This is a genomic window from Halobacteriovorax sp. GFR8 (assembly GCF_050955245.1).
Lineage (GTDB): Bacteria > Bdellovibrionota > Bacteriovoracia > Bacteriovoracales > Bacteriovoracaceae > Halobacteriovorax_A.
On the sequence record NZ_JBPBLR010000002.1, the window covers coordinates 936,626 to 956,875 of the forward strand.

A 20,250-nucleotide genomic window follows, 5' to 3' on the forward strand; every position below is an offset into this window, starting at 1 on the left:
TTGTGTGTTTATTTTTTTAGCTTTTTAATTTTAAATTTTGTAAATTTTAAAGTCTGCGACGATCAACTTTACTTGGCCCTGAGATACAGCTTCTTAGTGCATCCACAACCTCTTCTTGATCGTTACATGAGTATTTTGACTTACACTGCGTCTCAAAGCAGGCAACATCAAAAGTACCAGTACATTGGTTTGTAATTGCTTTTAAATCTTCAAGACTATCAAAGTCTCTTGGGTGAAGTCTTGAAAGCGCACTTGTTAAACAAGAGTATTGAACAAGCCAAAGTCTTGAGTTAATAAATGTGATTTCTGAAAATTCATCACGGTCATAACGGTACATATTCTTCATGGCCGTTTGGTGAGCGTATCCTGAAACATACTGACAAGAGCGAGCAATTGAGATCATTTCTTCTAGGTCATTTTGCTCATAGCTTGAGATCAGTTTCATTGAAAGATCAACACATCCTAGATCAAGTTGTCTTGAACATGCATCAAAGATCATTCGATGCTGCGTTCTTGAACTACATTCACCTGGATTATTTGCACATAGCTTCTCTACACATTGAGCTTGTGTATGAGATGGAATTTGTGGTGCTTGAAATTGCGCCATTGTACTTGTTAAGTAAACAATTGCAGCTAGCAAAATTACTGCTCTAAACATAAATACCCCCAAAAATTTCCTATTCTTATATAATTTTGGTGGGCCTATGCAAAGGTCTTTATGGTACGGCGCAGGGCGAAGTGTTCGTAATCACATTAGGCATTATAAAATTTATCGAGCCTAACCTTTATATTTGGATAGATTTTAAGGGCCTGCTCATACCATTCTTGAGTACTTTCTTTTTTACGGTTCATTTCAACAGACCTCTTTATAATTATTTCATAAAGGATCTCTGACTTAAAACCACTATTTAATGTATCAATGGCCATCTTTAATGATTGAGATGCAGTGGAATCTTTGTCACAAACGAGGGCATCCATCAGTGGAGCATTTTCATATTTTGGGAATTTTTCTTTCTGTTTAATTTGAATAAATTTTGTCGTCTTATTGTCTGGTGTATGGGCAAGGACAACAAGCATACGTTCTAGAATTGCTGGCTTTGTCGTACAAATTATTGAAGCTTCTTCTAAAAGTTTAAGAGATTCTCTATAGCTCTTATTAACTGCAAGATCTTGAATCTTTGCTTTATTGAAATCGATCTTATCCAGTTCACATTGAACATAAATAACTATAGCTGCGGCAATGGCATCCTTGATATCATCTGCCGGTTCATTAACTTTCTTATAGGCTTCATAGTAATTTATGATCAATTCATGCTTTCTCGCTGCAACGGCCACCATTGAAAGGTCTCGAAGCATATCAGGAGAAATAGGGTAGGTGGCATGAAGTTTCAGTGAGTATTGAAGTGCCATGTAGTAGTTCTTTAAATGCTTATATGTTTTAAAGAATAACTTTAAAGTGTTAAAGTCTGTTGGGTTGAGTGCATAGGCCTGCTCTAGAGACTTGATAGCATCATCATACTTTTTTTCTTTAAATTGACAGAGACCTTCAAGATAAAATGACTCATATGCATTGTCAGAGATTTCGCGTGCCTTTTGAGTAATTTCAAAAACTTTTTCATGCTTTGTCCCAACGTACTCATAAGCTTCATTAATTAGCTTTCTGTAGTCACTAGGGGAAGACTTCATTTGATAAAGTTCTTCCATCAGGGCCTTGATACTATCAACCGTAAATGGGATTGGTAGTACAAGGTCGACTTGTTGCTGGGCAATTCTTGAAATTGCATCAATTGAGTCATTTTGAGTCAAAAGAATAAAACTACTCTTTGTTCGATTTGGAAGAATTTTTAAGTGTTCTTTTAATACTTCATTGTAGCGCCCTTCAGCGAGTACTTCATAAGAGAAAACAAGAGTAGGCTTAAAGCTCCTCATCTCTTTAATGGCATCTTCGAAAGTTTTGGCAAATCGCACATTCTTCCTCTGGACTCCCAGAGTCTTAAACGCATTCTCATAGGCCACGCGTGCGTTTCCTATGGACTCGACTACCAAAACTTCCATGTCGTTAAAAAATGCTTCTCTATTCATTTCTTCAATTCCGTAACTGTCTCTTAATTATTTTTAGTCATTGTGTGTGTTTCTATATTCTTTCAAAAGTTCATTAAAGCGTTCTTGCCTTTCTAAGATCACCGCCTCAATTTTCTTATGCTCTTTTAAGTTGTCTTCAAGTAAGCGAAAAACAACTTTATTTTTTTCTTTACCATATTCTTCAATCTCAATGACCTCGCTTACTAGCTTTATGACATTCGCAAGTTTTGTAATATTGCCGAGCTGTCCTTTTGGTACTTGTGAGCTTTGAATAATGTAGAGATTGATCTTGTGGCCATTTGCACATGTTTTCTTTGGGATGATTGCACATATACTGTTAGGTGCTTCCAACATGAGTATTTGGTTTTTCTCTGTATCGTAGACGTTTGTATTACTTGTGATATTTTCAAACGCTAATATAAATTTGTTGCTTTTTTCTGAAGCAATTTTAATAGCTTGCTTATCCATCCCTAAAGATTAGCTCAAGCTTGGAATTGGCGCAAAGGTGACCATTTTACCCATTTATTTAGTTGAGATTGGGGGGTTTTATCGACAAATTAAAGAGGCATTCCGTTTTTTTTATTGACGTAGTTTAGGCCAGGTACTTAAAATTACATTATTACAAATTTTTCGTTAAAAACACTAAACACGAGGTTTAAAATGGCAAAGAAAAAAGCTACGAAAAAAGCAGCTCCAAAGAAGGCTGCGAAGAAAGCAGCTCCAAAAAAAGCAGCTAAGAAAACAGCTAAAAAAGCAACTAAGAAAAAAGAAATGCTTCTAGTTGGTTCAAAAACTAAAGAAGCTCTTAAGGGTAAAGGATACAATGTATCTTCTGACGCTCTTGAAGCAATGAACGAGTACGTATACTGGCTAGTTGATCAAGCTCAAAAGAGATGTACAGCTAACGGTAGAAAGACAATTCGTCCATACGATATCCTAGGATAATCGACACGAATCAATTTCGTTAGAAATAAAGAAGGCCAGCTAAGCTGGCCTTTTTTAATTAAAATTTAATTTCTGATTGTTCTCCAGATTCCATATGCTTCACTTGTAGCACACCTTTTTCTTTCTCGGCCTCTCCATAGAAGATCACATTCTTCACTCCACGCTTGTTAGCATAAGTCATCTGCTTCTTCATTTTAGCTGAGGTAGGGTAAATCTCAATAGAATGGCCTTCTGATCTAAATTTACGAGCTATCTGGAGGTATTCTTTTTGATCTTCATCACTCATATTGATGATCATATAATCAACGCTTGCACTAATATCTTCAAATAGACCGCGATCAAGCATCACATCATAAATTCTTTCTGCTCCAAATGAGATTCCAACACCTGAGAGCTTCTCTTTTTGACCAAACATACTTGTTAAGTCATCGTAGCGTCCACCGCCACCGATACTTCCCATTGAACCATCGACTAGCTTTACTTCAAAGATACAACCTGTGTAGTAATCAAGTCCACGTGCAAGGGTAGGGTCAAATACTAAGTTCTCAATTCCAAGCTCTTTTACGTTTGTAAGAACAAATTCTAGTTCTTCAAGGCCTAGTTTTCCAATTTCATCTTCACCTAGGAAGTTCTTTATCGTTGTAAGTTTCTCATCTGAGCTACCTTCAAGAGTAAGAAGAGTTGAGAGGCGATTTACTTGATCTTTATTGAAGCCACGATTAAGTAGTTCTTCTCCAACTTTCTCAGCGCCAATCTTATCAAGTTTATCAATAGCAATTGTCATATCTGTTAATTTGTCACTAACACCAAGAACACTTGCAATTCCCTGAAGGATTTTTCTGTTATTGATGACGATTTCAACACCGTCGATCTTTAGGTCCTTAAATACATCATGATAGACTTCCACAAGTGATACTTCACTTAGTAGTGATTCTGTTCCGATGATATCTCCATCGCACTGATAGAACTCTCTGTAGCGTCCTTTTTGAGGACGGTCAGCGCGCCATACCGGCTGAATTTGGTAGCGCTTAAATGGCAGAGCAAGATCATTAAGATTAGCACACACATAACGAGCGAATGGAATTGTTAGATCGTAGCGAAGTCCACGCTCACACATTTTACTTGAAACGGCCCCAAGGTTTTTTTCTTGAAGATCTTCAGGTTTAACTTTCTTTAAAAAATCTCCTGAGTTCAGAACGCGAAAAAGAAGCTTATCTCCTTCCTCTCCATATTTTCCCGTAAGTACGTTCAAGTTTTCAACGGCCGGTGTTTCAAGTGGCATAAAACCATGAGATTGAAACCTTTTTTTAATTGTTTCAAAAATATGATTTCTTCTTGCTGACTCGATTGGCCCGAAATCTCTAGTTCCTTTTGCGTTTTGTGGCTTAATAGTCGCCATTAAATTACCCCTTCGAAATAAATATATTTGTTTATACCCTGATTTTTAGTACTTTTAAAGCAATAGGCGTTTAAAAAACGTGACTTCTTTGCCATAATTTTCATATGAGACAACACACAAAGCTATTACCACTTTTCTTTATTCTATTTATCTATTCATGTGCTGGGATCAAACCATTACCACAACTTGGGACATACGAAGTTGAACAGCGAATTGCCTACCCTGGGAAGGTCAATAAAATTGTCTTGGAGTTGCCAAGTATTGGGGAGAAGTTTCGAGTTCTTTGTGGAAAGGAAACTCTTGGCCACAATGTGAAAGGGAATACTCTCGAGACAGTTTGGGCACCAAAATATTGGTACTTTGAGACAAAGGATGGCGAGGAGACAAACGCTGCGACTTCTGTTCACTGCTACCTAAAGTCTGAAGTTTACGGCCAAGAGGTTCAATACCATATCGCAACATTTGAAATTAAGCCTTTTGATTATAAGAAGTCATATATCAAGGTTTCAAAAAAACATGTCGACTTGTCTCCTGAGGCTGTTAAGCGCTGGCAAGAGGAAGTAAAGTTACAAAAAGAAGCTTATGCGACAGCTGAGTTAGAGAAGTCACTAACAGATAAGGACTTTATTAAGCCTCTTGACTCAAAAATAACAGCCTACTATGGAAATCGTCGCGTTTTCAATAATAAGAAGAATAGCTGGCACTCGGGAACTGATATGCGCGCCAGAAGGCCTACTCCAGTAAAAGCTTCTAATGATGGAAGAGTTATACTTGTTAAGGATCTCTTCTTTAATGGTAATGCTGTTTTCATCGACCACGGAGCCGGTGTCATCACAATGTATTGCCATCTGTCAAAATTCAAGGTTAATCAAGGTGATACAGTTAAGCGTGGTCAAATCATCGCTTTAAGTGGTAATACTGGTCGTTCAAGTGCTCCGCACTTACACTGGGGTGTACGTGTACAAGGGAAATGGGTTGATGGCCTGCAATTCATTAAAGAAAAAGAGCGAACTCTCAAGGCCCAGAAATATGTTACGCCAAAAATTGAAGGAAAGAATTAATGACTCCAATAATTATTGTCATCGTTTTACAAGTCGCAATCTTAGCTTTCTTATTTCTTATATTTAAGAAAGAGCATACGGTTAACTTTGATGAAGTAACTAACCTTATCCGTTCTCAAAAAGATGATATTACTGAGACGCTTTTTAGAAATAATAATCAACTAGCAGAGAACTTCTCAAATCTTCGTGAGATTGTGGTTGAGCGCCTAATGGAGACAAAAGGTGCACTTAATAAAGATATGTTTAGCTTTAAGGATCAGCTAACGCAAGACCTTGAAAAGAAATTTGATAAGACTAATCATGCTATCCAAGAAAAGTTAGAGAAGATTAATAATAAGGTTCAAGAAAACTTAAATGAAGGTTTCAAAAAAACTAACGAAACTTTTACTGGTATTATCGCTCGTCTTGCTAAAATTGATGAGGCCCAAAAGAAGATTGAATCTCTCTCAACTAATGTTGTAAGCCTTCAGGAAGTTTTAACTGATAAGAAGTCTCGCGGGATTTTTGGAGAGGTTCAACTAACTTCGCTACTTAAGTCTGTCTTTGGAGAAGGTGATAAGTACTATAAGCTTCAGTTTAAGCTATCTAACGACAAGCTCGTGGATGCAATGCTTGATCTTCCTGAGCCAATTGGAAGATTATGTGTCGACTCGAAATTTCCACTAGAGAACTTCAAGAGAATGTTTGAGGGGAGTGTTGAGGAGAAGACTCTTGCTCGACGTGAGTTTGTGAAGAACGTTAAAAAGCATATTGATGATATTTCTTCAAAATATATCATTAAGGGTGAAACTTCTGAGCAAGCCGTTCTATTTCTTCCTGCAGAAGCAATCTTTGCTGAGATTCATGCTTATCACGAAGATATTATTGCTTACTCTCAAAAGAAGAATGTTTGGATTGCTTCACCGACAACTTTTATGGCCACTTTAACAACTGTCCAGTCAGTTCTGATGAATATGGAGCGCTCTAAATATATGTCGATTCTACACGAAGAGATCAATAAGCTGGGTGTTGATTTTGGCCTATACGAGAAGAGATGGGGTGACCTAACTAAGCACTTAGCGACGGTAACTAAAGACGTAAATAATATTAATATAACGACTGGTAAGATTTCCAAAAGGTTTCAAAGGATTATGGAAGTTGAGATCGATAAGGGGCAGGCCCCTGAAGTCGAATTTTCTAGTCAGGAAAGTCTAAATGACTTATAATGGCCAATAGGTTTCAAAGAAATTTAGAATAAAAGGAATAATATATGAGTTTAGAAGTATTCGTAGCACTTAGTTTAGTGGGTTTTTGGGCACTTTTACCAGCTTCTCTAGCTATTGCTTGTAAAGACTTTGATGATGCCATGATGGATGATCATCACTAGGAAATAAGGATAACTTTTCCCTTGTTTCAATAACTTAAGTAAGCTCCTATAATAGTATTTAAATATATATTATAGGAGTTCAGATATGGCAAAAAATCGCCGTCGTCTAAAGCAAATCTGGATCAATCCAGAATTTCAAAAACACTTTCTTGTTAAATTTGGATTCTTAAATCTCATCTCTTGTGGGCTCTTTGTGGCCACAATTTTGTCTTTCTTGGTCAACGTCAAAGAGATGGCAGAGGAGAGTGGTTTTTTTCAAAGCCAGGCATTTCAAGGCTTTTGGGATGTACAAGTTCAAATTATCAGCTTCTCGCTTCTTATTGCTGTACTCATTTCATTCTTCTTATTTCTCTATCTAGGCTTAACAATGTCTCATAAGATAGCTGGGCCACTGTATCGATTGAATCAACATTTTAAAAAATTGGCCAACTCTCAAGAAGATGAAGAGCACTTTTTAGAGAAGGTAACTTTTAGAAAAGGCGATTACTTTAAAGAGATCGAAGACTCATTTAACGAGCTAGTAGATAAACAAAACTCTCGTAAATAAATTCTTTGGGCTTGATGCCAAGAATAGTACTCACGTAATTTTAGTTACATAAGAGGTTTAGGTTTTAAAGAGTTGTGAATTCAGTAAGTTGTAAGTGCTTTAAAATAGTGATGTTAAGCTAAAGGAAATTACTTACAGAAAGGAAGTAGTAAAATGTTAGCATTCTTATTCTTAATCATATTTAGTGGCCATCAGGCATTCGCTCAAGGAATTTCAGTAATCCCAAATAACACAGCTCTTGGGGTTAAGCTTAATCAAGTCGGTAATGTTGTTAAGAAAAATTCTTGTGATCAATTTCGTTCTAAGCATTTAAATATTACTCTGACGCCGACATGTTATGGTGCAAACCTTCGTCACGCAAAGAGTTCAATTGATCCTCGTGGCGGTGATATTAAAATGAATGTTAAACTTTCAAATGGTGGAAAGCTGTTTGAAAGTAATACTACCTTCTCTCCTCAAGTTACTTGGCCAAATACTTATGGACAGTCTTGTAATTGGGAAGCTGATACAAATAAGGTTAAGTGTCTAATTCAAAGTGGAAATTCATCACGAAATATTGATTATAATTGCTCTTATAACAAAGAGAAATTTTTCTTAAATGACTATCTTGATTGCTCTCGTAAAGGTGACCCTTTAGGACAAGCTGATCTTAATAAGAAAGTAAAATGTAAGTTCTTCTATAATTGGAAGGGAACTGGTTATGCTGCTAAGTCTTCTTATACTAAGAAGCCTGGAATTGCTAATTGTGGAATTCGCGGTAAAGAGACAATGGATGTGGAAACTCGTATTGTTTCAGGAGCTGATGATACGGCCGAAAGTGAAATTCATGAAGGGGAAGTTAATGTCTTAATTTCAGAGATACAAATTCCTAAGCGTACAGGGGCAAGAGATTTAAGTACTGGGAAAGTTCAGTTTTCTGGTCGATCAAGTGATGTTAATGTTGAGTTTTTTCAACATAATGTTGATGAAGATAAATGGGTTAAATTAGATTACAAGGGTAGTATTGGTCTAAATGATTTTGAGGATTGTCTTAATATAAAAGCCGCTTTCTTGGGACGTAATCAATTTTGTGGATCTTATTACTCACCGTTAATGTTATTTTTTGACTCTGAACTTCCGCAGTTTCTAGGCCGCAGCTCATTTCCACTTATCAATGATGTTCCAATCATAAACTGGGTTGAGCCAAATTCAAAAGGCTACTTCCTTGCACTAGATCGTAATGGAGATGGGAAAATCAATAGTGCATTAGAGCTATTTGGTAATCAAAATACTTATGAAAATGGTTTTAGAGCTCTTGCAAAATATGACTCGAATAATGATGGCATCATTGATGCTAATGATGAGATATATTCAAATCTTATTTTGTGGAATGACCTCAATGGTAATGGAGTAAGTGAAAGTTCCGAGTTAACGTCACTTCTAAAACTAGGAGTTACATCAATAAGCTTAGATTACAAGAAAGGACATATCGCCTTTGAAGGAAGGGCCGAAGCGAGAGAAAAATCAATCTTTACAACTGAAGATGGACGAAATGGAAGTGTCTATGACATTTGGTTTTCTCCAGCGCTTTAGTGGTTAATCGATTAAAGACGGAATTTTATGAAATTATTAAAAAATGAAAAAGGTGGCGCGGCCTTAGCATTTATTATCTTTGCTTCTGTTGCGGCAGCATACTTGACCATGAACCTTAATAAGGTTCTCGACGTGGTTTCAAAAAAGAAGAAAGATGGACGTATAAACGCTGAAATTGATACTTTTACCAGAGGATTAATTTCTTATACTTCACATGCACTAAAGAATCGTTGGTGTATGGATGAGAGTTGGGAACGTAGTGAAAAATGCTCTGGTGACATGCAAGAGGTTATTAGTAATAAACGTAATCTTGAAAGACTTCTTTGGTCTAGCACTGCTGTAACAGCAATAAAGAAAGCATATCAAAATGAATACAATAGAGAAATTGGATTTGAACCTGCCTTAAATGAAGTTCAAACAACTGTAAAAATTAAGTCACTAGAAGAACTAAGTAAGAGTCATCCTATCAACTTATCACTCTCACATACTTTGCGAAACTGTATGGATGAAGTGCTTATTAAGCTTAATCGTGCTGAGAATAGTGCTCTTTATACATCCGGGGATGATCGTTATATCGAAATTTATGTCGAAGCAAAGATGAAAGAGGATTCTCAATGTGATGATTACGATAAAAAGCCTTATGCCCGTAGCTTAGTCGGACTTTTTCCTCGTACTTTGAATCAATTTGCAATTATTAAAGGTGGAGATTTTGATATAACGAAATACACCGGTTCAAAAAGTGCTAAAGGATTAAATATTCATGCACCAATCTATGTCGATAATGATTTAATTATCCCGACTTCTTCATACGCCCCTGTTGGACTATATTCAAATATTCACTTAGGTCGAGGAAGTATTAGAGGAAGTAGTGGGGATTTTGAACCGCCAAGTCATGGTGGAGTCAATGACCAACTTTATTCAACCTATCCAATGGTTAAAACGATAAAGAGAGGGGTGATCTTTGAGGATGAGGTAGATGAAGGGATTGCTGTCTTATTTGGCAATGCTTACTACTCAGATACAGCTCTTGCAAAGAAGTGTGATATCTGGCGAAAATTAGAGGAGAATTTATCTGAAACTCGTGACTCTCGCTTATTTGGCAGAAAAGCGAGTAGTGGTTTCAGTGTTGGACTATCTAAAACGGACCTTCCTATTTCAAATGAGTTTAAGGAGTATGGCTATCCTAGTGCCATGGTAAGTGAAAAAGAAGGTTATATAAAGATATTAGATAATATTAAGAATACTGTTTCTTATATTGATCCTGGAAACTCTGAAAAACCAATCATGAAAATGGATGTTACTGTACCTGCAAATGGTGAGTATGCAGAGCTCTTGCTTGCAAGAGATTCCCAGTTCAAAATTAACTTAAATTCTAATGTCAACTTTATAAAATCAAAAGATGTCTTAAATCAAGAAACTGTTTCAGAGGAACAATTTGATGATACTTATAAAGAGAATGAATTTGAAGGTATCGTTCGTCGTTTGAAAGATAAATGTAATAGTCTTAACTCAAAAAATTCAAATGTGAGATCTAGTGAATGTAGCCTCGTTAGTGCTGGGTTTAATACAGATAAAAGTGGAAGCTGCTCAAGCGAGTATTCTAAGAAGCCTGCAAGAAAGGCCACTTGTGATTTCCGTGTAAGTGAAATTGAAAGGCTATCAGATGACTATAAGAAGTTGAAGGATGAATCATTAAAGGAGATTGATGATTTTTTAAAAAACCAGCCTAGTATTGACTTGAAAATGTCAGCATCTACGACAAATATCACGAACTTTAACTTAGGAATTACAAATAAAGACCAACTCAATACAGATGTTTATAAGAATATTTCACAAATAAAACTGTCAATAACAGCATTTGATTTTGCCATTGAAAATAGTTCAAACCCAATTTCAGGAGCGCGCCGAAGTGAGCCTCAGAAACCCGGACCTAATGAGCTAGGAAATCCTAATATTATAAATATCGTGTTCTTAAGGGATCAGTTTGGAAAGTTTAGCGGTGTTAAGTACACCAATGCTGAAGATAGGGAACTTGGAGGTTGGACACTTCTGAAAAAAGATAATTCCTCAAATGAACCACCAAGAAAACCAGAAGAAGGATTTTTTGATAAGTTAAGTGATGAGATTTATATTCCAGAAGATGGGTTAACATTATCAGAAAGTAAGGAGCTTAAAGATAAGTGTTCTGGTATTCCTGATAATGATAATTTTTCTTGGGATATCTCTTTTACTAAGAATACTCTACATTCATGGATGTATGATGTTGGGGGTAATGGAGTGACTTTAACTGACGTTATGGAGATGCAAGATCTATATCGTTTCAATCAGGGGAATATGTTTCCAGGTGATGCTGGAGGTATCCCAAATCAGTCCGTGACTAAGAAATGTATCATACCAAGTGAGGTTGATTTTATCTTTGGTTTCTATGCTTGTCAGGACTTGGTTGTCGAAGCAAGGTCAACACCTTTAACATTTGTGGGAACATTACTAGTAAATAAATTAGAAATACCTAGTGGAGCTCTTAATGCTGGAGTTGATTTCTATAATATATGGCATCCTGCCGCCATTGAAAAACTTCGAGAATATAAATGGCTTGCTCGAAGAAGGGATAATGGTGATATTTTAAATTGTGATAATAGTATAACCGTTTGGGATAAGAATATCTCAAGACAAGAGCAGTACGACCTAAGAACATGCTCTCCAATTCATTTTGTGCTTGAAGGTCCAAACAATTATAACTGGACTACTGTTGATCCAGAGATTGGTTTACCTGATGATGGTGGACTCGTGACAAGGTCTAAGATACCAAATCGTTATCGACGTTTTAATATACAAACCTATTGGGTTGAAACGGGGAGTCTTTAGATGAAGTTAGATAATAGGGGACTCTCTCTAGCTGAAATTGTTGTTACTGCTGGACTTCTTGGTGTTCTAATATATGCCTTTGTTGGAGGTCAGAATGTGTTTAGGAAAGCGAATAAGAAGTCTCGAAGTCAAGTCGTTCAGTATAATATTGTTCACTCTCTTTATCGAAAAATTTCTTCAAATAGTGCTCTTTTTCAAATGAACTTAAACAGTGACGACTTCTTATCCATGACAAGTGTACAAGACTTAAATGAAAAGCTTCCACTGGCATGGAATGATAAACTAGTTACTTCCGTGGATGAGTGTCCGTCCTGTCCGGGAAGGTTGGGCTATGTTCTTATTCCACACCCGAGTTACCGAGGCCTCTTAAAGCTCGTCATAAGAGTTACCCATAGGTCATATATTGAAGGTTTTAAAGATTATGAATTTATCATTTCTGGGGAATAAATGTTAAAGTTGTTAAGAAATAAGAAAGGCTTTACTCTTGTTGAAGTTCTTGTTGCATCAGGGCTTGCTGGAGTTGTTCTCTTATCTGCTACTCATTTTTTTAGTCAATATAAGAAAGATAATAAGAAAATAACCCAAGAGATTTTAGAAACGATTAATTTAAGTCAATTTGAACAAGTCATAAGTAAAGACCTCTCACTTGCTAAGCTTTCACTGGGGTCTTTAGAATTTAAGGATGAGAATAATAAGAACTTCTTTGACTTCTACTTTGATGTAACTTGCGAAAAAAATTGTGAAAGAGAGATCACATTAAAGACTCCTTCTGGAGTTGGGTCTTATTCAACATCAATTTATTTCCTTATTCAAGATCCTTTCTTCTCTAAAGAAGTTATCCTAAATCCTAGTGAAGCATATAATAGCGGCACAGAATTTCACGGATTCAATTATAATAATAACTTAAATAATAAGCTCTATCGGCCAGGACTTGAGGATGATAAGCAGGATTTAATTTGGCGAAAGGATGCATTAATCTATGCATATACAAACCTGCCTGTTCGTAAAGATAGTAAAAATCCAGGTACAAATCCTCCTGTAAAGTATAATTACCTTGGTTGGGTCAAGTCTAAAAATTCTAAGAATTTAGTAAAAGAAAGTATTGAATCCGATATGTTCATTAATTGGGATATTAGAAGTATGAACTATTACAATGATGAAGATGATTTCTTGCGAAATATTCCATTTGTTTATGGCCTTGCTAACTCTGTCAATATTGCAAGGGCCCGTATTATCCGTTATCGACTAAAGGCCTATAGGGATAATGACCAAGTGCTAGGCAAACTCGTTCGCGGGATCAAAAGGCCAAATGGAGAGTACACAGAGTTCGTTATTGGTGATGGCTTTAAAAGTCTTACCTTTAAGCGCAAGGATGTATCTCTACCATTTATTGATGTGAACTTTGATGTCGTTGAATAGTTGTCTCTTAGACAAGGCCTTGTGCTTGAGCTTGCTCTATTGTTAGAGTTTTTAACTGAACAGCATGCAGATCTTCGCTTAACTTCTGCTTTAGAATGTCCATAACCATTCTGTGCTGAGCTAAAAGCATTTTTCCTTTAAACTCGTCACTAACGATTGTGATTCCAAGGTGGTCGCCGCCTCCAGTTAGGTCGTAGACCATCACTTGTGAGTCTTTGATATTTTCCTCGATAATTGTTTTTACTTGTTCAAATAACATAGATAACTCGCTTTCTGCTTTTGTTCCTTCTTATAGAGCAACTTTTGATGCTGCATAGAAGCTTGTGATGAAAGTTAAAATTCTAAACGCTAGAGTTGTGATACCTAGGTAGCGGTGTTTCTTAAGAAGTCCTGCTTTACCTTTTAGAACCATGCGCCCTGAAATAACCATTGCAACGTAGAGCAGGACACTAGATACAGCAAAGAATAGGTGAATCTTAAGTGCTGTTTGTGACTGGAATACTTCCATTGCTTTATCAATTGCGCTGCGACTTAACTCAATTTGTAGAATTAAGATAATATCCCAAATCATGGCACCAGACATAATCTTAACGTGTTTCTGGCGTTTTTTGCTCTGGGTTACTCCATAAATCATTAAAGATAGGATCAGAAATGATTGAATTTGAAAAAATGTCGCAGAAGACATGGCGCACCCTTACGTAATGAAATTATTAATAATATGTAGCTAGAATAAGGCATAAAAAGGTGATTATCAATACGATTTAACAATGTTAAATTAAATAAAGGCCTAGGGCCTATGGGAGCAATAAACAAACATGGATACGATGAATACAGAAAATAACACACTAGGTAAATGGGCACTACTTGATATTGAGACAACGGGTGCAGATTGCAGTGTTGATGAAATAATTGATGTTGGTTTTCTTCAGTTCGAAGGAACTAAACTTGTTCATAAATATGAATCTCTGTGTCGTCCTAGTTTTGAAATTTCTAAGTTCATTCAAAAGCTAACAGGTATTGATAACAAAATGCTAAAGCGTGCTCCGCTTCTTGATGATGTCATCGGAGAAGTTCTTGAGCTTGATGGCCATGATATTCTTGCCCATAATGCAGACTTTGAAGCTGGCTTCCTTGATCATCACTTCGAAACCCTCGACTTTAGAGAAGGGCATCGTTGGCAAGACTCTCTCTACTTCTTATCACTGCTTTTTCCTCATATGTCTTCTCTTAAGCTTGAAAACTTTATTGTTGGCTTTGGTTTAGCTGAAAAGGAATTACACCGAGGTTTCCAGGATTCAGTGGATCTATTAAAAGTTGTCATTGTTGCATCTCTTATGACGAAGAAAGATGCTGGTAAATACAACTTCATGATGTCTTTAATGCATAAATACTCTCTTCAAGACTATTGGTTCTTCAGGTTCTTATGTCTTTATGAAGAAGAACTATTTGATATTTCTGAACAAATCGATTTTGATCCTGCCGCTCACATCGAGACGGCACTAGAATGGGCATATCCAAAAACACTTGAAGATAAGCAAGTGTATGAGCAAAACTTTGATATGACCTTCAATGGCCAAAATGTGAAGAATATTTTCAGTGATGAGGAGAAGGTTTCGACACTATTTAATGGCTATCGCTATCGTAAGTCACAAGAAGACTTGGCCCTTAAAGTTGGTCAGTCTTTTAAAAACCATATCCACGCCATGGTACAGGCGCCTACTGGAACAGGGAAAACTCTTGGCTACTTAGTTCCAAGTGCTTTATTTGCTTTAAGTGAACAAAAGCAAGTTCTTGTGGCCACGGGAACAAAGACTCTTCAGGCCCAGGCCATGAATAAAGATGTTCCAGCACTTCATAAGCTCTTAGGAGTCTCTCCTAAGGACTTAAAGATTCGTCAACTTGTTGGTTCAAGCAATCACTTTTGTGAGCTTCTTTTTACCCAAAGACAGAATGAAGAGGATCTTTTTTCTCAAAGTAATGACTTAAAAGATAAGTTTTCTGATATCTATTTTGAGTCTCTTTTTTATCACAATTCAAATAGTGCGCTAGAGCATATGATCTCAAAAGATGATCTACCATTTGTTCTTCGCATGAAGCTCGAAAATTTTTCGCAAGCTCAAAAAGACTTGGCCGTAGACTACCGTGCCTGCTCAAGTAAGCAGTGTCCATTCTACGCAAATTGTACTTATATCCGAGGACTTCGTGATGCAAAGGAAGCCGATATTATTATTGGAAATCATGCACTGATGTTTTCTTGGACTAAGTCTTTTCCTAGACCTGCTTACGTAGTGGTGGATGAGGCCCATAAAATTGAAGGAGAGGCAACAAAGGCATTCTCCGCAGAAGTTGCACAAAGTGATCTAGAAAGCCTTCACAAGCAATTCCAAAACCTACAAGGTTTAGGTTCTCTTTTCTATTTAATCAATACGATGATTGATGAGAATCAAGAAGAAGAGATTTCATCTCTTCGAATGTTATCAATTGATACGGCCTCAATGCTTAGAGATCACTTATTCGAACTTCCTGAGAAGTTTGAGATGATCTTTAAAAAGATGCCTCGCTATACTGACAAGTTCTGGAATGAACTTCCAATGATTATGCCTACAGAAAAAGAGGCCCTTCGTTTAAGTGTCTTTCACCATCTGGAGAGTATCTTCTATCTTCTAAAATCAGTTCACGAAAGGTTGTACCCTTATACGATTCGCTGGCAGGTAAGTGATATGCAAGGCCAAGGTGAAATTACGGCCTGGACTCGTTTTGAGGCATTTGTGGGACAACTTGAAGATGTGATGAATGCTCTTTCCGTCTTATTAAAGATTGAAAGCTCGTCTCAACCTCATTCTCTTTCGATGAAGTATCATGAACAACAAGGTTTCTTACTAAGTGCCGGACCTATTAATACTGGGCGCATCTTGCATGACCAACTTTTACAAACTTCTTCATCAGTTGTTTATACTTCTGCAACTCTAGGAAATGAGCACGGAGATCAAGGTAGTCGTGGTATGGAGTGGTCGACAGGTTATCTCTATAGTGAACCTGAAAGACGCTTTAGAACAGGGCTCTATCTTCCTTCTGTCTATGATTATAAGAACCGTACGAAAGTATTCTTATGTGATGATACACCATCTCTTTATGATAAGGACTTTGTGAAAACAATTTGTGATCGCCTAACTCCTTTTATTGAAGATATCGATGGAAGATCGCTTCTATTATTCTCTGCTCGTGCTCGATTTGAGAAGGCCGTGGAATATATGCTGGATAAGTTTGAAGGCAAGCTTCCGGTTTTTGTTCAAGGAATGGGGGTCAATGTTGTTGAAGAGTTTAAAGAGAGTGGAAACGGAATTCTTATTGGAATGGAGTCTTTTGGTGAGGGGATTGATGTTCCTGGTGATGCCTTAAGGTTTGTCTTTATTGATAAAATTCCAGATCTTTCAATGGAGCAGGTTATTCGTCTTCGTCGTGAGTATTATGAAACAAATATAGGAAATGAGTTTGAAGATTACTACCTTGCCCATAGAACAAGAAACCTACATCAGAAACTTGGAAGGCTGTTAAGAACTGAAACAGATGCAGGTGCGGTAGTTGTTATCGACTCACGTGTGAAGAAGTGGAAGAACTCGACAATGGCAAAGTTAACAAAGCAGATGGAGCCATACCAAATACATCGAACGAATTTCAAAGAAGCACTTGAGGCCTCTAAGGATTTTGTGAATACGTTAGATTAAAAACGGTATCCAAATTCGAGTAGGTACATATAGCGATCACCAAAACTAAGTTCTGTTGTTAGTCCAAACTCGCGATTGATTTCATAGTTAAGACCTGCGAGACCATGCCATCCACTAGATGAAAGGCTTACGTTAAGAACAATATCTTGGCGTGAGCCAGTGATTTGAATATCACTATCAATATACATGGCCCCTGTGAATACTTGTAGCTTTCCTGCGTTGTAGCCTCCTCTAAATGCGATGCTGTATAAACTTACATCTAACTCATCTTCAATGATGACGTCTGTTAGATTGAAATTAGTCATGGCAAACCAGTTATTATAGCCAGCAACTAAAACACCTCCTAAGTTTGCAACAGTTCCTTTTGCCTTAAATGGAATCTTATGTTGTTGGGCCCCCACTATTGGTAGTTGTGTTTTAAATTCAAGTTGAACATTGGAGTGTATCTGACCTAGGCCGATATATAAATTAAAGAACGGCAGTAGCCAAAAATCAGTTCGAATCATATTGATTTTTGTTTCAGTATCGACTTTAACATCACCAGTTACAGGAAGTGCTGCAAATAGGTCTTCTCCATTCAAAGTTGCCTTATCGACACCGAAATTCTCATCATGTTCTATTCTAGAAATATTAAGCCCGTAAGGGCGAGGAAGAGTGTAGCCTCGTTTCTTTGCCTCTTCTCCCCAAATTGGAAAGTAACGAGGTTTTTCCTCACTTACTTTATTTACTGGCATCTCTTGGGCAAAAGTTGATAAGGGTCTAAGAAGAATAAGTAGGTAGAATATGATCTTCATTAATTTGTCTTCCTTATATACTTTCTAATATCATCAAATTCTTTTGGAGCGACTGTCTTGGCATAATCGATCTCTTCTTGAGTCAGAGGGATATAACCTCTGTCATAATTCCAACCATATCCCCAGCGGTAAGATGTTTGATACTGAGGGCCGCCACCAATTCGGACCCCAAGATACATGACGATTGACATCCAATCAGTAAACTCTTCTTTTACACACGCTTTTAGTTGTTGGTCGGCATGAAAGCGCTGGGCCTCAGTGCCTCCGAGCCAATAATGTTGATCGTGGATAAAGCAACACTTAAGCCATGCTTCTGGCTTTGATATCGTTCCGTCTGGCCACTTTGAACAACCATCTGATATGAAAGGTGAGAGTTGTTTTGAAAGATGGATTTCACTTTTCTTACTTATATCACTTCTGCTGGCAGGAAGCTGCGCACAGGAAGTCGTGAATAAGAGCAAATAAAGGTTAAATGTAAAAATATAATTCTTCATATATCTATCTTATACGTTGTTTGAAGTTAGTTATTCTTAAGGTCACTTTCATCAAATTCTTTATCGTACTGAGCGATCTTTCTCAAATCCTTAATTGTGAGTTTTTTATTCCAAAGATTCTTTGGAACATGCATAAACGTTTTTTCATAGGAAGGATCAATTTCTAATTGAATGACTGCGATCTCGTCTAAGTTGTAATTCTTAAAAAAACTTTTCATTTCGAGTACGACGGGGTTTCTAAGAGGGGAGGCCGGAATCTCAAGTGGTGCTAGCTTCATTGATAGGTCATAATCTCTTTTTTTCAACATGAACTTTTCTGGTAATCTAATATCGATATCCCACCACTCTTTGTTGGTTGTCATAAGAAGTCTTTGCGTCTCATTTTTATCGACAGGTTGTAATTCTTTTAACGAATCCCTAAGCCAAGAAGTCATATTTAAATTGTATTGTATACTTGAAAAGGCAAGCTTCTCGTTGATTAAAGCTGAAGCAATTTTTGCACCAAAAATATTTGAGTAAAGATCCTCTGGAGAGTAAGCAGATTGTTCTTCTGAAAATATTGAGACATTTCTGTAGCCATGCCATTGTGCAAACTCATGGGAGATGGCCATTTCATATGCAAGCTTTGAAGCAAGTGCTGAAGTAAAATAAATCTTATCTTTGCCTTGTAACTTACTAGTCTCAAATGCTTTGAAAACAATTATTCGCTTACCAATTTCATAGGGTAATTCAATCTCAAAGTCAGTACCTAATTTGGGATAAATCTTATAGAAAAGGGTTAATGTGATATCTGCTGTATCCCTGATATGTGCTGTATCAATTAGGCCAGCTCTTTTTGTATATATCAGTCCATTAACTTCAGGTTCTCTTTTTCCAATTAATTGCATCTCTTCCTTCGAGAAGTTATCAATATTGTATACGTGTGTCCCAAGAGAGTGGTAATCGACAGTATTTCGTTCTTTGAAAAAGGGGATTGGGATGGATAAAAGTTTGACTCTAAAATCTGTCCCAAAAGCACAGCACGGCCTAAAGTTTTGCGAGAACTCTACTTTATCAAATGGTATAAGATTTAAATCTAAATTTGAATCTTTCCCGTAATCTTTTGATAAGATACTATTAATGGCATTGTTGTCCGGTTTGGTACTTTCAACCCAAATATTTCCAGCACAAGAAGATATCAAAACTAACACAAATGTTGATATCCAAAATCTTTTCATCGCTAGCTTCGGTCGAGGTTGTTGAGATATTTAATAGAAATATTCGTTCCTTGCTTGTCTTTTATAATATAAGGAATTGTTTGGTGTTGAGAAAGCCAGATACTTAGAAAGTCTGGGGCGACTTTCATATCCTTACTGTCTTCAGAATCTGTTTTTTCAAATAACTTGTACTGAACAGCAGTAACTGATGTTCCCGCAATCTTTATGGACTCTGATGTTTGGGCAGCTCTTTCAACAACGATACTATTATTGATAATAGGCCCGTCATATTTCCACTGATTATTTGAAGAAAAGAATGAGTAGTAGTTCTTTCCAACCGAATCAAATTTCTTCGACCAAAGAAAGAGCATGCTGCAACAGCTTAGTGGTGTTGTGACATAGAATTTAGGAGAGGTTGTAATCGACTCACGATTAACTTCACCATCGCATTCAAATTGATACTTAAGCTCACTTGTCGAATGATCAAATAAGAAAATTTCTTTAGAAAGTTGTTCTCCAAGACTTTTAACGATTTGAACTTTGACAGGAGTGTATTCCTTATCAACTGTGTAGGCGACATTGATTTTCAGAAGCTCTCCCGTCATTACACGTGCCAGCATTTCTCCTTCAAAGTAGATCTGGTGGAGTTTTGGCCTGCGATAAACTTCAAATGTCTCTTCAGCATAGAGATTGTCCTTGCGGTAGTAGTTGTACGCACCGCGAAAGATCTTTTCTCCCTTATTACTGTTTCCAAAATAGCTCATATTAAATATTATATATTAAAT

The 20,250-nt window shown here is 36.9% G+C and carries 19 protein-coding genes; 9 read left to right on the forward strand and 10 right to left on the reverse strand.

The genetic code is table 11. The annotated features are described in order from the left end of the window. Positions 1-46 precede the first annotated feature (46 nt). From ACRXC1_RS05105 to ACRXC1_RS05115, 3 genes are all read right to left on the reverse strand, one after another. Positions 47-658 carry a hypothetical protein gene (locus tag ACRXC1_RS05105; protein ID WP_433657037.1) on the reverse strand — a complete coding sequence of 204 codons (612 nt, stop codon included), beginning with the start codon at positions 656-658 and terminating at the stop codon, positions 47-49. Between the two features lie 95 nt (positions 659-753). After that, positions 754-2,082 (reverse strand): tetratricopeptide repeat protein, encoded by a 1,329-nt coding sequence (locus ACRXC1_RS05110; protein WP_433657039.1) that lies wholly within the window; start codon positions 2,080-2,082, stop codon positions 754-756. Between the two features lie 33 nt (positions 2,083-2,115). Further along, positions 2,116-2,550 carry a hypothetical protein gene (locus tag ACRXC1_RS05115; protein ID WP_433657041.1) on the reverse strand — a complete coding sequence of 145 codons (435 nt, stop codon included), beginning with the start codon at positions 2,548-2,550 and terminating at the stop codon, positions 2,116-2,118. 192 nt (positions 2,551-2,742) lie between these two features. Between ACRXC1_RS05115 and ACRXC1_RS05120 the strand changes: the two genes are divergently transcribed. Next, positions 2,743-3,027 carry a hypothetical protein gene (locus ACRXC1_RS05120; protein WP_021266565.1) on the forward strand — a complete coding sequence of 95 codons (285 nt, stop codon included), beginning with the start codon at positions 2,743-2,745 and terminating at the stop codon, positions 3,025-3,027. A gap of 58 nt (positions 3,028-3,085) precedes the next feature. Here ACRXC1_RS05120 and hisS read toward each other — a convergent pair whose 3' ends face one another. Next, positions 3,086-4,426, reverse strand: coding sequence for a histidine--tRNA ligase (gene hisS, locus ACRXC1_RS05125; RefSeq protein WP_433657043.1), 1,341 nt, complete (start codon positions 4,424-4,426; stop codon positions 3,086-3,088). Positions 4,427-4,530: 104 nt separating this feature from the next. Here hisS and ACRXC1_RS05130 point away from each other — a divergent pair, with 104 nt between their 5' ends. The 7 genes from ACRXC1_RS05130 to ACRXC1_RS05160 all read left to right on the forward strand — a co-directional run bounded on the left by ACRXC1_RS05130 (position 4,531) and on the right by ACRXC1_RS05160 (position 13,256). Beyond that, entirely contained in the window at positions 4,531-5,487 is a 957-nt protein-coding gene (locus ACRXC1_RS05130) for a M23 family metallopeptidase (RefSeq protein WP_433657045.1), read from the forward strand. Next, positions 5,487-6,692 carry a DNA recombination protein RmuC gene (locus tag ACRXC1_RS05135; RefSeq protein ID WP_433657047.1) on the forward strand — a complete coding sequence of 402 codons (1,206 nt, stop codon included), beginning with the start codon at positions 5,487-5,489 and terminating at the stop codon, positions 6,690-6,692. The genes ACRXC1_RS05130 and ACRXC1_RS05135 overlap by 1 nt, the downstream gene beginning before the upstream one ends. A gap of 246 nt (positions 6,693-6,938) precedes the next feature. Further along, a complete protein-coding gene (locus ACRXC1_RS05140; RefSeq protein ID WP_433657049.1) occupies positions 6,939-7,400 on the forward strand; it encodes a hypothetical protein in 462 nt (153 codons plus the stop codon). 153 nt (positions 7,401-7,553) lie between these two features. Next, positions 7,554-8,972, forward strand: a complete 1,419-nt coding sequence (locus ACRXC1_RS05145) for a hypothetical protein (protein ID WP_433657051.1) — start codon at positions 7,554-7,556, stop codon at positions 8,970-8,972. A gap of 27 nt (positions 8,973-8,999) precedes the next feature. Continuing rightward, positions 9,000-11,837 (forward strand): hypothetical protein, encoded by a 2,838-nt coding sequence (locus ACRXC1_RS05150; protein ID WP_433657053.1) that lies wholly within the window; start codon positions 9,000-9,002, stop codon positions 11,835-11,837. Continuing rightward, on the forward strand, positions 11,838-12,284 hold the full coding sequence (locus tag ACRXC1_RS05155) for a hypothetical protein (protein ID WP_433657055.1): 447 nt from the start codon (positions 11,838-11,840) through the stop codon (positions 12,282-12,284). It begins immediately after the preceding gene. Next, entirely contained in the window at positions 12,285-13,256 is a 972-nt protein-coding gene (locus tag ACRXC1_RS05160) for a PulJ/GspJ family protein (protein WP_433657057.1), read from the forward strand. Positions 13,257-13,263: 7 nt separating this feature from the next. Here the strand turns inward: ACRXC1_RS05160 and ACRXC1_RS05165 are convergent, their stop codons facing one another. After that, positions 13,264-13,515, reverse strand: a complete 252-nt coding sequence (locus ACRXC1_RS05165) for a BolA/IbaG family iron-sulfur metabolism protein (RefSeq protein ID WP_392907362.1) — start codon at positions 13,513-13,515, stop codon at positions 13,264-13,266. Positions 13,516-13,545: 30 nt separating this feature from the next. Next, entirely contained in the window at positions 13,546-13,941 is a 396-nt protein-coding gene (locus ACRXC1_RS05170; RefSeq protein WP_392907365.1) for a hypothetical protein, read from the reverse strand. Between the two features lie 130 nt (positions 13,942-14,071). On the opposite strand from ACRXC1_RS05170, the gene ACRXC1_RS05175 reads away from it, so the two are divergent. After that, a complete protein-coding gene (locus tag ACRXC1_RS05175) occupies positions 14,072-16,981 on the forward strand; it encodes a helicase C-terminal domain-containing protein (RefSeq protein WP_433657059.1) in 2,910 nt (969 codons plus the stop codon). Here ACRXC1_RS05175 and ACRXC1_RS05180 read toward each other — a convergent pair. From ACRXC1_RS05180 to ACRXC1_RS05195, 4 genes are read right to left on the reverse strand one after another with little or no spacing between them, the layout of a single operon-like run. Beyond that, positions 16,978-17,775 (reverse strand): hypothetical protein, encoded by a 798-nt coding sequence (locus tag ACRXC1_RS05180; protein WP_433657061.1) that lies wholly within the window; start codon positions 17,773-17,775, stop codon positions 16,978-16,980. The genes ACRXC1_RS05175 and ACRXC1_RS05180 overlap by 4 nt on opposite strands. Then, positions 17,775-18,269: a hypothetical protein gene (locus tag ACRXC1_RS05185; RefSeq protein WP_433657063.1), complete on the reverse strand. Its 495-nt coding sequence runs from the start codon at positions 18,267-18,269 to the stop codon at positions 17,775-17,777. Before ACRXC1_RS05185 ends, ACRXC1_RS05180 begins: the two co-directional genes overlap by 1 nt. Positions 18,270-18,295: 26 nt before the next feature. Then, a complete protein-coding gene (locus ACRXC1_RS05190; RefSeq protein ID WP_433657065.1) occupies positions 18,296-19,459 on the reverse strand; it encodes a DUF4056 domain-containing protein in 1,164 nt (387 codons plus the stop codon). A 29-nt stretch (positions 19,460-19,488) separates the two neighbouring features. After that, on the reverse strand, positions 19,489-20,229 hold the full coding sequence (locus ACRXC1_RS05195) for a hypothetical protein (protein WP_433657067.1): 741 nt from the start codon (positions 20,227-20,229) through the stop codon (positions 19,489-19,491). Between the last annotated feature and the right edge of the window lie 21 nt (positions 20,230-20,250).

Bases quoted from the DNA above. Each gene is read 5' to 3' on its own strand.
- ACRXC1_RS05105 (WP_433657037.1), bottom strand. From the start codon at position 658: ATGTTTAGAGCAGTAATTTTGCTAGCTGCAATTGTTTACTTAACAAGT.
- ACRXC1_RS05110 (WP_433657039.1), bottom strand. From the start codon at position 2,082: ATGAATAGAGAAGCATTTTTTAACGACATGGAAGTTTTGGTAGTCGAG.
- ACRXC1_RS05115 (WP_433657041.1), bottom strand. From the start codon at position 2,550: ATGGATAAGCAAGCTATTAAAATTGCTTCAGAAAAAAGCAACAAATTT.
- ACRXC1_RS05120 (WP_021266565.1), top strand. From the start codon at position 2,743: ATGGCAAAGAAAAAAGCTACGAAAAAAGCAGCTCCAAAGAAGGCTGCG.
- hisS (WP_433657043.1), bottom strand. From the start codon at position 4,426: ATGGCGACTATTAAGCCACAAAACGCAAAAGGAACTAGAGATTTCGGG.
- ACRXC1_RS05130 (WP_433657045.1), top strand. From the start codon at position 4,531: ATGAGACAACACACAAAGCTATTACCACTTTTCTTTATTCTATTTATC.
- ACRXC1_RS05135 (WP_433657047.1), top strand. From the start codon at position 5,487: ATGACTCCAATAATTATTGTCATCGTTTTACAAGTCGCAATCTTAGCT.
- ACRXC1_RS05140 (WP_433657049.1), top strand. From the start codon at position 6,939: ATGGCAAAAAATCGCCGTCGTCTAAAGCAAATCTGGATCAATCCAGAA.
- ACRXC1_RS05145 (WP_433657051.1), top strand. From the start codon at position 7,554: ATGTTAGCATTCTTATTCTTAATCATATTTAGTGGCCATCAGGCATTC.
- ACRXC1_RS05150 (WP_433657053.1), top strand. From the start codon at position 9,000: ATGAAATTATTAAAAAATGAAAAAGGTGGCGCGGCCTTAGCATTTATT.
- ACRXC1_RS05155 (WP_433657055.1), top strand. From the start codon at position 11,838: ATGAAGTTAGATAATAGGGGACTCTCTCTAGCTGAAATTGTTGTTACT.
- ACRXC1_RS05160 (WP_433657057.1), top strand. From the start codon at position 12,285: ATGTTAAAGTTGTTAAGAAATAAGAAAGGCTTTACTCTTGTTGAAGTT.
- ACRXC1_RS05165 (WP_392907362.1), bottom strand. From the start codon at position 13,515: ATGTTATTTGAACAAGTAAAAACAATTATCGAGGAAAATATCAAAGAC.
- ACRXC1_RS05170 (WP_392907365.1), bottom strand. From the start codon at position 13,941: ATGTCTTCTGCGACATTTTTTCAAATTCAATCATTTCTGATCCTATCT.
- ACRXC1_RS05175 (WP_433657059.1), top strand. From the start codon at position 14,072: ATGGATACGATGAATACAGAAAATAACACACTAGGTAAATGGGCACTA.
- ACRXC1_RS05180 (WP_433657061.1), bottom strand. From the start codon at position 17,775: ATGAAGATCATATTCTACCTACTTATTCTTCTTAGACCCTTATCAACT.
- ACRXC1_RS05185 (WP_433657063.1), bottom strand. From the start codon at position 18,269: ATGAAGAATTATATTTTTACATTTAACCTTTATTTGCTCTTATTCACG.
- ACRXC1_RS05195 (WP_433657067.1), bottom strand. From the start codon at position 20,229: ATGAGCTATTTTGGAAACAGTAATAAGGGAGAAAAGATCTTTCGCGGT.